Below are 11,793 nucleotides of genomic sequence, written 5' to 3' on the forward strand. Positions count from 1 at the left end.
CGGGAGGCACGGCTCGCGCCCATGTGTCCCAGGCGGACAGAGAATTTTTCATTCATGACGCCCCGCATCCGGCGGACAAACGTGTTACTCTGTTTTCGAATGATGTTCGTATCGGTGATAATCTTAAGAAACATCTCCCGTACCACCTCAATCCAGCCTTTTGCGGAAAAAACCGATTGCCCCGGAAAAAACGACGGCTCCGAGAAGCAGAAGGGCCATATATTGGGGCCAAAGCACCTCCAACCCCACCCCTTTCAAGAATATACCACGAATGATGACGAGAAAAAAACGCATGGGGTTAAGGTAAGTCAGCCATTGCACGAATTCGGGCATGTTGGCAATGGGGAAAACGAAGCCGCTGAGCATGAAGAAGGGCAGAAGAAAAAAGAAGGTGGTCATTACGGCCTGTTGTTGGGTGGAAGAGACCGCGGAGATGAACAGCCCGATGCCGAGGGTGCTGAGAAGAAACAGACAGGAGGCTGCAAAAAGGGCGGGGATACTTCCTTCCAGGGGGAGGTCGAACCACCAGACCGCAAAGGCCGTGACCACCGCCATCTGGACCAGAGCAACAAGGATGTAGGGGATGGTTTTTCCCAAGATGAATTCAAGTGGAGTCAGAGGGGTCACAATGAGCTGTTCCATGGTGCCTGCCTCCTTCTCTTTGATGATGGCGATGGACGTCAATAAAAGAGAAATGATCATGATGATAATGGCAACGATACCGGGGACGAAAAAATATTGACTGTCCAGATTGGGGTTGTACCAGGTTCGAATCCGCGGGTCGACTCGGCCGTAATGGATAACCTGGGGGTGAAGCTCATGAAGCAGAGTGGTGTTGATGCTCCGTAAGACGGTTACCGCATAAAACACGCGGATGGAAGCCATGTTGCTCATGCTGCCGTCGGCGAGAATCTGGACAGCGGCCGTGTTTCCCCCGCGAACCCGCTCGCTCAGTCCAGGTCCGATTTTCAGGACCAGGTCGACCTTACCCCGAATCATGAGCGGTTCGATTTCCCGGTCATGGCTCAGATGGTGGGTGATCCGGAAAATTTTATTTCCCCGGAATCCGTCGATGATCAGCCGACTTTCTCGGGTCTGCGCCTGGTCAAGAACGGCGATGCGGATGTCCCGAATATCGTAATTGACCACGTAGCCGAAAACCAGAATCTGAATGAAAGGGGCGACGATAAGAATCGGCCGAATTTTTCGGTCCCGGAACAGTTGGATGAATTCCTTACGGACGAGTTCGCGGATGCGAATCAGGTCGACCTTCATCGCGAGAAACCTTCCTTTTGTAACTGGCGCCAGTTGAGGATCGACAGGACAGACAACATGACCGCGAGAACGAGAAACGACGATCCAAGTTGGCCCAGGGTAAGGTTTTTCAGGTAGATGCCGTTCAGTATTTCGATATAGTAGGTTGCGGGAACGAAAAAGGTCAAACCCTGAAGGACAGCGGGCATGTTCGTTACGGGAAAGACAAAATTCGACAGGAGCAGCGACGGCAGGTAGGTCACGAGAAGCGCCGCCTGATTCGCGACAAGCTGGGATTTCGTCAGGATGGAAATGAAAAGCCCCAGGGCCAGGGCGACGGCGAGATACAGGGATGATGCGGTTATCATCAGCCAGAAACTCGATTTCATGACAACGCCGAAAAGGATCTGCGCCATAAGAACCGCCACAAGGACATCCGTCAGGCCGATGAGGAAGTAGGGAGCTGCCTTCCCGAGGAGGAATTCTCCAGCCGTGAGCGGTAGGGAGCGGATGGTTTCCATGGTACCGTTTTCATATTCCCTGGCGATGACCAGGGATGTCAGCATGGCGCCGACGATCATGATGATGACGGCGATAATGCCGGGAATGATGAAATTTCGGCTCTCGAGGTCCTCGTTGAACCAGACCCGAATGCGCCCCTCCACAGGTTGAGCCAGGACGGTTTGACCTTGGCGGTTCAAAAAAGATTCGAGGCGGTTGTTGTTGTAGCCGTCGAAAAAAGCCGTGACATAGGCTCGGGCGATGTTCGAGAAATTTGGATCGCTGCCGTCCAGAATCAGTTGAAGCGGCGCTTCATGGTCATGTCGCATGTGGGCTGCGAAGCCTGCGGGGATGACGACGGCGAAAGTGGCCTCTCCCCGGTCCAGTTCTTTTCCCGCCTGTTGCGTATCCCCCACGTTTCCCAGGATCTTAAAGTAGGGCGATGCACCCAATTGCCGGACTATGTCACGGCTCAGGGCGGTTCGGTCATGATCAACCACAATGGTGGCGATTCGGTCTACATCGAGACTCAGGGCGTAACCGAAGAGAAGGATCAACAGGATCGGAACGGCGAAAGCCAGGTAAAGACTCCGGAAATCCCTGGCCAAATGATAAAACTCCTTGCGCGCAACGGCCTGAATTCTGTGGCGGTTCAATGGCATTACCCTGATTTCTTGGAGAACCTCTTCTTGCCGAGGATCGGAAGGGACGTGTCATTTTCTGAACGTTGAAATCCTTGTTTCAAACAGAACGGATCGGCGCACTCATTTCTTTTCCGGTCCGGCCACGGGATTCTTCCTTCCGGCTTTCGGGCGGGTTTTCCCGTGCGTTCCCCGACAGATCTTTCCGCGTTTCGACCGTTGATCGCCTTTTCCCATGATGCTTCCTCCTCGTGTAATATGGTTGACTTCCCCGTGACGGGGAGTCTTGTTTCAATCTGTTCCCTCAAGTTCATCGAACCGCATGACGATAACGATAAATATACCTATCAAAGAACCGTGTGGATGAAAAGCCGAAAGATCGAAAAGAGAGCGGTGGCATAAGGGTGTTGGAACGGCTCTCCGGTTTTCGTTCCATGGAGGTTACACGTTTATCCCGCCTGCCCATGGCGAGAGGGTTTTTCCGTGGAGGAATGGGTGGAAAAGTTACTAGCCGTCAGTAAACTGAAAATTGGCATGTACGTCTTGATGCCCGTATCATGGAGAAACCACCCCTTCTTAAAAAGCCAGTTCCTGGTCACCTCTCAGGAGCAGATCAAGAAGATGATCGGTTCGGGGATTGGAGAAGTGTGGGTGGACTTTAGCCGGAGCCGTGTGGCCGATGGAGACCCGGAGCCCGTTGAGGCCGGACCGGATGAACCGAAGCGGGTGATTGTGCCGGAGGGATTGCGGGAGAGTATTTTCGACAAGAAGCTGCCTCCCCTGACAAAAGCAGCGCAGGTTCATCAGTATTCGGGGGAAATGATCAAAAATCTCATGGACAATCCCACGGCGGAAAACATCCATGAAGCAAAAAAAGCGGTCAACGACGTGGTCGATCTCATCCTGGAGGATTCGGAAACCAGTCAGCACCTGATGATGATCACGGACCACGATTACTATACCTATACCCATTCGGTTCATGTCGGGGTGCTCTCCGTATGCCTGGCCCGCAATATTTTCCGCCGTTCCAATGCCCATGATCTGCATGAACTGGGAGCGGGTTTTTTTCTTCATGATCTGGGCAAGGTCGGAATTGACCAGGGAATCATCAACAAGCCCGGCAAGCTGACAGACGAGGAAATGGGGGAGATGAAAAAACATCCCAATCTCGGATTCAGAATTCTGCAGGAAACCAAACAGATGACCGAGGAATCAAAGATCATAGTCCTGCAACATCACGAACGTTTTGATGGTTCCGGCTATCCCAAGGGCCTCCGGGGGGAGGATCTGCACGTTTACGGGAAAATCTGTGCCATCGCCGATGTCTATGATGCGCTGACGACGGATCGCCCGTACCGAAAAAGAATGCAGCCGTTCGAAGGGTTGAAAATCATGAAAGAACAGATGCTTCACCATTTCCAGAAAGACATGTTCGAACAATTCGTTCTCATGATTGCCGGCAGGAAGCAACGGTAAAGGCCGGTGTCGTCAAAATCCGAAAATGCCACGCAACAGCCTTCTCTTTTGCCCATTTGTCTCCTTTTGGCAAACTGTCCTCCTTATTTTCCTCTAAAGTTATTTTGCAATAATACCGACAATACGATCAGGGCGGCATACGGGAGCCATGAAATCTGTTGCGGTCCGGATAAACCAGGGCATAAGGAGGAAAAGACGATGTCAAAACACCACCCGGTTCACCGGTGTTAGCGGGGGCGAATTATGGCAAGAATCGTGACGGCGAAGGAAGTGGCGGAGTATCTACGGTTGAACCAGAATACGATCATCAATCTGGCCGTTAAGGGCGATCTGCCCGGGTTCAAGATCGGGAAATCCTGGCGCTTCGATATGGATGAAATCATCGAGACGATTGAACAATCAAAGGAAAGGGCGCGCAACAATCAACCGTTAACGAAATCCGATGAAAACGATTAGGCGGGGGGCAAAAAAATCTTTTTTTAGGAACGAGGTGTCTGAATGAAAAAAATGAAATTGAGCGTGAAGTTGATCGGCAGTTTCTGTCTCGTTTCCCTGATGTTGCTTGTCGGGGGATTCATCGGCGTTTCCAACATCATGTATCTGAACAAAAACATTGATACACTCTACACGGAAAACGCAAAACCCCTGGTGGTGATGGGTGACATTGCCGAGCTGTGGCAGGAACTGCGGGCGGAGATCCGCAACGCCTACATTCGGAAATTTGTGTACGGCGAACAGACGGACCGGGAACTGGAAAGAATCAACGCCATCAACGAGCGGGGCAAAAAGGACTTGGCTGAAGCGGGGGCCGTGTTTACGGAGGGGGAACTCAAGAAGGAATACGACCATCTTATCGAGTTGTTCATGCGGCAGAACCCGAACCTGGAAAAGTTGATCAAAATGATTATCGAGGGTGATAAGGACGAAGCCATGGCCTTCATGGAGGGAGAGGTGGCGTCGGTGGAGAACCAGGTTACCGATTCATTCCATAAGATCATCGGTATGGTCGTCCGGCAGGCCGAGGCTACCGTGGAGGTCAGCACCTCCCGAGCGAACGCGGCGACCTGGTTCGCCTCGGTTTCGACGGTTCTGGCGTTTATTTTGGCTGTCGCCATCGGGATCTTCGCGAGCCTCATGATCACCCGTCCTATTGGTCGGGTGATTGAAGGACTGAACGAGGGGGCGGAGCAGGTTACCGCCGCCGCCTCGCAGGTGGCGACCTCGAGCCAGCACCTGGCCGACGGTAGCTCCAACCAGGCGTCGGCCATCGAAGAAACCTCGGCTTCCCTGGAGGAGATGTCCTCCATGACCCGTCAGAACGCGAATAACGCGCAACTGGCCAATGACATGATGTCGAAGGAGGCGGCCACCAATTTCCAGATGATCGGGGAGCGGATGGGGGCCATGGAAAAAGCCATGCAGGCCTCCGTCAGCGCCAGCGAGGAAACGGCGAAGGTCATTAAGACCATTGACGAAATTGCGTTCCAGACCAACCTGCTGGCCCTGAACGCCGCCGTGGAAGCGGCCCGGGCCGGTGAGGCCGGCGCTGGATTTGCCGTCGTTGCCGATGAAGTCAGGAATCTGGCCATGCGGGCTACGGAAGCGGCCAAGAATACCCAGGATCTGATCGGCAATTCAACGGGTCGGATCAAGGAGGCAACCGCCCTGTACGGGCAGGTTTCCGAAGCGATGGCTAAAAACGGTGACATCGCGAAGAAGGTGACGGAACTGAGCGGAGAGATCGCGGCGGCGTCCCACGAGCAAGCCCAGGGTATCACCCAGGTCAATGCGGCGGTCGTGGAGATGGACAAGGTCGCCCAACAGACGGCGGCGTCGGCGGAGGAGTCGGCGAGTGCGGCGGAAGAGCTGAACGCCCAGGCCGAACAGATGAAAAGCTATGTCGGTGACCTGGTTGCCCTGATCGGCGGGGAGGCTCGGCTTGAGACCTCCAGGGCATTGATGGGACAGCAAGCTTGGACGTCCCGGGGCCTGATGCCCGGCCCGGGTCCGAAAACGAAGGATCTCGCGATGTATCGACCACAGGCGGGTCTTCATGGCGGCAAGGAAAAGGTCGTCCGTCCGGATCAGATCATCCCCCTGGAAAACGGAGATTTCAAGGATTTCTAGGAACGGGTTGATCGGGGCGTCGGAGCGGCGGATACATTGTAAACCTGCTGCATTGAATCGTGTCTGGAAAAGGGGGCGATATGGTTAAACTGCGGGAATTGATTGCCAGGGTGAACGGATCGGACATCGCGTCCATCCGCAGGATAATGGATAAAACCGTCGAGGTTGCCCTGGATCCCAATGCCAATGCCGTCGATCTGAAAAATTTGATTGAGAAGGATCCCCCCTTGGCCGCGAAAATCCTCCGGAGGGCGAATTCGGCCTACTACGGACTGTCTCATAACGTATCGGACATCATGGAAGCGATCATGTTCATCGGCTTCGAGTCCGTCAAGGAACTGATCATCAGGAAAACGGTCGTTGATCTGTTCCGGAACGGAGCGACCGGTTCGGGACGTTATTCCCGTCATGCCCTTTGGGTTCATTCCGTGGCAGTGGCCAGTTGCGGAAAAATGATTGCCCGGCGGGAATTGAGTAAAACGGGCAACGATATTTATACCGTCGGCCTGCTTCATGATATCGGTTTGATCGTGGCCGATCAGTTTCTGGGGAACGATTTCCTCAGGGTGATCGAAATGACGGAACATCATGATGATGCGGCAACGATATGGCAGGCCGAGGAGGATGTTTTCAGTTTCTGTCATGATGAAATCGGCGGCGCGTTGCTCGAAGAGTGGCATTTCCCCGAGGACATCAGCCTTGCGGTCCGGCAGGCCGAACGCCCTTCAGCGGATCAGGTGGCGTGTCACGAAGCGACGGCCCTGCTTCATATATCCCACGTAGCCTGCCAGCAAAGAAAACTGGGTTACATCGAATTGCTGCCGCAGGACCTCGACGTGTACGAACGGTGCCTCGGGAAATTCGACATTGACGGGCGAGCCCTGGATTTCATCATGGATGACGTGGACAAACAGATTCACCAGATGGTGGAGCATGACTGGTTCTGATAAACAAAAAAAAACCGATATCCAGGTGTCCCCCCCGGATCTGCAGCAGAAACTCCGCGATATGGAGATTCAGCTCCGCCATATCGAAAATGAAAACCGGTTGTCGCAAAATGAATCCAGGACGGCAACGCTCAAATACATCGAAGTGATGGAAGAGCTGCGCCGGAAGAACGAATCGCTCGAAACATGGAAGCATCAACTGGAAGAGAGAGTCCGAATCCGGACTTCTTCCCTGGAGGCTTCCAATAAGGCCCTCATGGAGGAAATCGAGAAGAATCGTGCGATTCAAAATGAACTGCGGGAAAAGGATAAAAGACTCCTTCACGCCCAGAAGATGGAGGCCGTTGGAATCCTTGCGGGAGGAATCGCCCACGATTTCAACAACCTGCTGATGTATATCCAGGGTAATATCTCTCTGGTCTTGCTCGGGATGAATGCCTCTCACATCCATTACGACAAAATCAAAAATATCGAGGAGCAGGTGAAAAGCGGAGTGGCCCTGACCCGGCAACTCCTGAATTTTGCTACCCAGGGTGAACGCAAGTTGTTGCCTCTCGATTTGAACGAAGTCATTTCAAAAACAGTGGCCATGTTCGCCAGGACGCGGAAGGAAATCACGGTCGAGATGAAATTGGATGAGAAACTGGGAAGGGTCAATGCGGACAGGGGACAGATCGAACAGATTCTACTCAATTTATATGTGAACGCATCCCACGCCATGCCCGGTGGCGGTCAATTGATTTTGAGGACGGAGAACGTTTCCCTTTCCGAGGAAGAAGCCCGTCTGTTCCTTGTCGAGGCGGGGGATTTTGTCCAGGTTTCCGTTGGCGACACGGGGATTGGAATGGACGGGGAAACGAGGGAGCGGATTTTCGACCCGTTCTTTACAACCAAGGGCATGGACCGGGGTTATGGCCTGGGACTGACTTCCGTGTACGGTATCGTCAAAGGTCATCAAGGTTTTATCGATGTCCGGAGCCAAAAGGGCGAGGGATCGACTTTCCTGTTTTATCTGCCGAAAACGACCGGGGCCATGGCAGAACAGGACGGATCAGCAGAAGAAGTCATCTTGGGGGGACGAGAAACGGTGCTTTTTGTAGATGATGAACGGACGATCATTGAGGTCATGGAGGAGACTCTGGAAACCCTGGGCTATCGTGTCCTGACTGCGGACAACGGGGAAGAGGCCATCCGGCTCTATCGTGAGGGGAAGGAAGAGATCGATCTGGTTATTCTGGATGTCATCATGCCCGGTATGGGGGGGATGGAAACCTTTGAAGCCATGAAGGCCATCAATAACGAGGTCAAGGTCATTTTCAGCAGCGGTTACAGTGTTGACCACATTGCCAGGGAAATCATGGATCGCGGTTGCCGGGCCTTCATCCAGAAACCTTTCAATATCGAAACGATTTCCAGAAAGGTGAGGGAGGTGCTTCAGGAAGTTTAGGCCCTGCCCGACAGGGGTCAATCCCCCAACTGGAAGCGTTTCAGTTTTTCCACGAGGGTCGTGCGATTCAAGGAGAGCAACTTCGCCGCCCTGTTTTTTACCCCGCCGCTCAGGTCCAGCGCTTTCAGGAGCAGGTCTTTCTCGAATTGCGTGACCGCCGCATTGTAGTCAAATCCCTCTTCCAGCAGGTCGAGACTTGTTCGTGATGGTTCGATGCGATGTTGACGGTGAAATTTCTCCGGAAGATCGTCAACCACGATTTCGTCGCTCGTTTTCATGACGACGAGCATTTCCATCAGGTTCTGTAATTCCCTGACATTACCGGGCCAGGGGTACTGGATCAAGCGACTCATCGCTTCCTGAGAGATTATACCCGTTCTCCTTCCCTTTTTCGCGTTCATCTCATGGAGAAAATGGTTGGCCAGGATGGCAATATCCGGTCCCCTTTCCCTGAGCGGGGGCAGATGTATCGGGATGACGTTGATGCGATAATATAAATCCTCGCGAAATTTCTTTTCTTCCACCGCCTTCTCCAGATCCTGGTGTGTGGCTGCGATGATACGGACGTCGGCTTCGAATGTTTTCATTCCGCCGATTCTCTCGTACTGCTTTTCCTGGATCGCCCGCAATACCTTGACCTGCAGGGCGGGACTCATGTCGCCGATTTCATCGAGAAAGAGGGTTCCGCCTTCCGCGAGTTCGAACCTTCCCGCCCTCGTGCGGATTGCCCCGGTGAAGGCGCCTTTTTCATGGCCGAACAGCTCGCTTTCCAGAAGATCCTCGGGGATGGCACCGCAGTTTACGGGAACCATGGGATTGTTTTTACGTGAACTGTTGAAATGGATTGCCTTGGCCACCAGTTCTTTTCCCGTTCCGCTTTCCCCGTAGATCAGCACGGTGCTGTCCGAATCGGCGACTTTTTCAATGGTTGAAAACACCCTTTTCATGCAGTCGCTGTAGCCCAAGAGTTTTCCCAGATCGTATTTCTCTTTCAGGTGATCCCGGAGATGGACGTTCTCCTCCCGGAGCTGGGCGTAGGATACGGCTCGCTGGACAGTGATACGGACGAGATCGTCTTTCAGGGGTTTGGAGATGAAATCAAAGGCGCCCAGTTTCATGGCTTCCACGGCATTGTTGACGGTGCCATAGCCGGTTATGATGATGACGACATGATCCGGTGCCACCTCTTTCATGAACCGCAGCAACTCCAAGCCATCCATGTGGGGCATTTGGAGATCCGTGATGGTGATGTCGTAGTGGTCTTCCAGGAAGGCCTTCATCGCTTCCCGCCCATCCTCCACGGCTTTCACGTCGTAACCGCCGGCGATCATGAGTTCGGACAGGTTTTGGCGACTGAGTTCGTTATCGTCAACGATGAGAATTCTGGCTTTTTTCATGCATTTTATCCCGAGAGCAAAGAACAATGAAGCCACGCAGGCCCTCAAAACAGGCAAAATGTCCTGCGGCCGTACGAATGACTAGGATATTGGCATAAAGGTGTAAAGTTTTTTCTTTACCGTGCCGATACTAAGCATATCCGTTACATTGGATTACATGGTAACATGGCCGCTAAACAGATCCAGATCACGTTACATAACAGAAATATGACATCCTTAAAAGTGAAAAGAGTCAAAATTCTAACCCATGCCAACAAATGATGAGAGGTAGAAGATGAAAGAAGCGGAAGAGCTTACAAGTCAGGTCGGAAAGGCGAGGATGGATGGGGAAGGCAAATATCTGACGTTTTTTTTGGCGGACGAGGAATACGGGATCGGCATCCTGAAAGTAAAGGAAATTATCGGGATGATGACAATTACCCATGTCCCCCAAACTCCGGAATACGTCAAGGGGGTCGTCAATCTGCGCGGTAAGGTCATCCCCGTTGTCGATCTGCGCCTCAAATTTGGAATGAATCCCATTGATTACACGGAAAGGACCTGTATCATTGTCGTTGAGATCGTCAATGCCGGCAAGACCATTCCCATGGGTATTGTGGTGGATTCCGTTTCCGAGGTGTTGAATATCAAGGGTGGAGATATTGAGGCCCCCCCTTCCTTTGGTACAAACCTGAAGACGGAGTTTATCAGGGGTATGGCCAAGATGGGATCAAGCGTCAAGATTCTCTTGGATATCGACCTTGTTTTGGCGGACGAAGAAACGGGAATCATACAAAACGACGAAGTCGGCTAATTTTCCATAGGTGAGAAACGTTTGGGATGGGAAGGGGCGAAAAGCCTGTCGCCGGGACGGGGGTTTTCTTTCTTCCGCATAGCAAAATCAACCCGCAATAGGTCGATAAGCCATGGAAAAAACATTTTACTCAACATCGGAAGTCGCTGACCTCTTTGGCGTGAGCCGGGTCACGATTTACCGCTGGGTGAAGGGGGGGAAAATCCAGTCCTTCGGATTGGGAAAAAACTTGAAGATTCCCCTGTTTGAAATCAAGCGGCTTTTGCAGGATTTCGGTATTTCCGACCTTTCTTACGACGATCTGAATGGTTTCCTGGAGAATCACAGCATAGGGGAGATCATTCAGGAAATGGGCAAAGAAGGTAAACACGATCCTTAAACCTGTTTCCGGGGTCTCGTGTTTTTCCTAAAGCCTTGTCGTAAGGCGGATAGATCGTTTCCCTGCTGGATGGTTCGTATTTTGCTTGTCAAATCTGTTAATGTGAGACGGTTGTTTTGAGGTAAGGGGAGAACTTGTCCGGAATATGGCCATGTATGCGGATCTTCAGGAATCGGATTTTCGTAAAATAAGCCGTCTTGTTTACGAACTATGCGGTATCAATTTACATGACGGAAAAAAGGAATTGGTTAAAGCCCGGTTGGGCAAACGCCTCCGGGAGGGGAATTTTTCTTCATTCTCTGAATATTATCAATTTGTCACCACCGACGAAGGTCAGGACGAGCTGGTGATGATGATTGATTCCCTCTCGACGAATTTGACCTATTTTTTCCGCGAGGCGGCCCACTTCGAAAAAATGGAGCGGATCCTTCCAGAAATGGCCAAAACCCGCCAGGCAAGCGGTGGGAGGGGCTTGCAGATCTGGAGTGCCGGTTGTGCTTCCGGTGAAGAACCTTACTCCTTGGCGATCACGGTGAGGGAAGTTTTGGGGGACAGGCCTTTATCCGTTCCGATTCTGGCCACCGATATTTCGACCCGCGTTTTGCAGACGGCGGTGCGAGGAATTTTCCCGCATGAACGCATGAAAAACGTACCGGACACGATTATCCGAAGGTATTTTCAATACGGCTCCGGTAAATGGAGAGGCCTTTTTCAGGTCAAAAAAGAAATACGGGATATGGTGCGTTTCCTGAGGTTCAACCTCATGAACCCGTTCCCGGCGGATTTTGTCTCCGATGTCATTTTCTGCAGGAACGTGATGATCTACTTCGA

The 11,793-nt window shown here is 52.3% G+C and carries 12 protein-coding genes; 8 read left to right on the forward strand and 4 right to left on the reverse strand.

What is annotated here, in order from left to right; all coding sequences use genetic code 11:
* Positions 1-147 precede the first annotated feature (147 nt).
* From GX147_07295 to GX147_07305, 3 genes are all read right to left on the reverse strand, one after another.
* On the reverse strand, positions 148-1,275 hold the full coding sequence (locus GX147_07295) for an ABC transporter permease (protein ID NLN60497.1): 1,128 nt from the start codon (positions 1,273-1,275) through the stop codon (positions 148-150).
* Positions 1,272-2,411: an ABC transporter permease gene (locus tag GX147_07300; GenBank protein ID NLN60498.1), complete on the reverse strand. Its 1,140-nt coding sequence runs from the start codon at positions 2,409-2,411 to the stop codon at positions 1,272-1,274. Before GX147_07300 ends, GX147_07295 begins: the two co-directional genes overlap by 4 nt.
* 108 nt (positions 2,412-2,519) lie before the next feature.
* Positions 2,520-2,633, reverse strand: a complete 114-nt coding sequence (locus GX147_07305; protein ID NLN60499.1) for a 30S ribosomal protein THX — start codon at positions 2,631-2,633, stop codon at positions 2,520-2,522.
* Between the two features lie 258 nt (positions 2,634-2,891).
* Between GX147_07305 and GX147_07310 the strand changes: the two genes are divergently transcribed.
* The 5 genes from GX147_07310 (at position 2,892) to GX147_07330 (ending at position 8,393) form a co-directional block, all read left to right on the forward strand.
* The gene (locus GX147_07310; protein NLN60500.1) at positions 2,892-3,872 is read left to right on the forward strand and encodes an HD-GYP domain-containing protein; all 981 of its coding nucleotides are present in this window, start codon (positions 2,892-2,894) and stop codon (positions 3,870-3,872) included.
* Positions 3,873-4,112: 240 nt separating this feature from the next.
* Positions 4,113-4,328 (forward strand): helix-turn-helix domain-containing protein, encoded by a 216-nt coding sequence (locus GX147_07315; protein NLN60501.1) that lies wholly within the window; start codon positions 4,113-4,115, stop codon positions 4,326-4,328.
* 42 nt (positions 4,329-4,370) lie between these two features.
* The gene (locus GX147_07320; protein ID NLN60502.1) at positions 4,371-5,999 is read left to right on the forward strand and encodes a hypothetical protein; all 1,629 of its coding nucleotides are present in this window, start codon (positions 4,371-4,373) and stop codon (positions 5,997-5,999) included.
* Between the two features lie 80 nt (positions 6,000-6,079).
* Entirely contained in the window at positions 6,080-6,946 is an 867-nt protein-coding gene (locus GX147_07325) for an HDOD domain-containing protein (GenBank protein NLN60503.1), read from the forward strand.
* Positions 6,933-8,393 (forward strand): response regulator, encoded by a 1,461-nt coding sequence (locus GX147_07330; GenBank protein ID NLN60504.1) that lies wholly within the window; start codon positions 6,933-6,935, stop codon positions 8,391-8,393. The genes GX147_07325 and GX147_07330 overlap by 14 nt, the downstream gene beginning before the upstream one ends.
* A 17-nt stretch (positions 8,394-8,410) precedes the next feature.
* Here GX147_07330 and GX147_07335 read toward each other — a convergent pair whose 3' ends face one another.
* Positions 8,411-9,790 (reverse strand): sigma-54-dependent Fis family transcriptional regulator, encoded by a 1,380-nt coding sequence (locus tag GX147_07335; protein NLN60505.1) that lies wholly within the window; start codon positions 9,788-9,790, stop codon positions 8,411-8,413.
* Between the two features lie 274 nt (positions 9,791-10,064).
* On the opposite strand from GX147_07335, the gene GX147_07340 reads away from it, so the two are divergent.
* From GX147_07340 to GX147_07350, 3 genes are all read left to right on the forward strand, one after another.
* Positions 10,065-10,583 carry a purine-binding chemotaxis protein CheW gene (locus tag GX147_07340; GenBank protein NLN60506.1) on the forward strand — a complete coding sequence of 173 codons (519 nt, stop codon included), beginning with the start codon at positions 10,065-10,067 and terminating at the stop codon, positions 10,581-10,583.
* A gap of 112 nt (positions 10,584-10,695) precedes the next feature.
* The gene (locus tag GX147_07345) at positions 10,696-10,962 is read left to right on the forward strand and encodes a helix-turn-helix domain-containing protein (protein ID NLN60507.1); all 267 of its coding nucleotides are present in this window, start codon (positions 10,696-10,698) and stop codon (positions 10,960-10,962) included.
* A 145-nt stretch (positions 10,963-11,107) separates the two neighbouring features.
* Positions 11,108-11,793, forward strand: a 686-nt coding sequence (locus GX147_07350; GenBank protein ID NLN60508.1) for a protein-glutamate O-methyltransferase CheR, incomplete at its 3' end; no start/stop codon positions are given.

The organism is Deltaproteobacteria bacterium (assembly GCA_012522415.1).
GTDB lineage: Bacteria > Desulfobacterota > Syntrophia > Syntrophales > JAAYKM01 > JAAYKM01.

Coding starts and splice junctions, on each gene's coding strand:
- GX147_07295 (NLN60497.1), bottom strand. CDS start 1,275: ATGAAGGTCGACCTGATTCGCATCCGCGAACTCGTCCGTAAGGAATTC.
- GX147_07305 (NLN60499.1), bottom strand. CDS start 2,633: ATGGGAAAAGGCGATCAACGGTCGAAACGCGGAAAGATCTGTCGGGGA.
- GX147_07320 (NLN60502.1), top strand. CDS start 4,371: ATGAAAAAAATGAAATTGAGCGTGAAGTTGATCGGCAGTTTCTGTCTC.
- GX147_07325 (NLN60503.1), top strand. CDS start 6,080: ATGGTTAAACTGCGGGAATTGATTGCCAGGGTGAACGGATCGGACATC.
- GX147_07330 (NLN60504.1), top strand. CDS start 6,933: ATGACTGGTTCTGATAAACAAAAAAAAACCGATATCCAGGTGTCCCCC.
- GX147_07335 (NLN60505.1), bottom strand. CDS start 9,790: ATGAAAAAAGCCAGAATTCTCATCGTTGACGATAACGAACTCAGTCGC.
- GX147_07340 (NLN60506.1), top strand. CDS start 10,065: ATGAAAGAAGCGGAAGAGCTTACAAGTCAGGTCGGAAAGGCGAGGATG.
- GX147_07345 (NLN60507.1), top strand. CDS start 10,696: ATGGAAAAAACATTTTACTCAACATCGGAAGTCGCTGACCTCTTTGGC.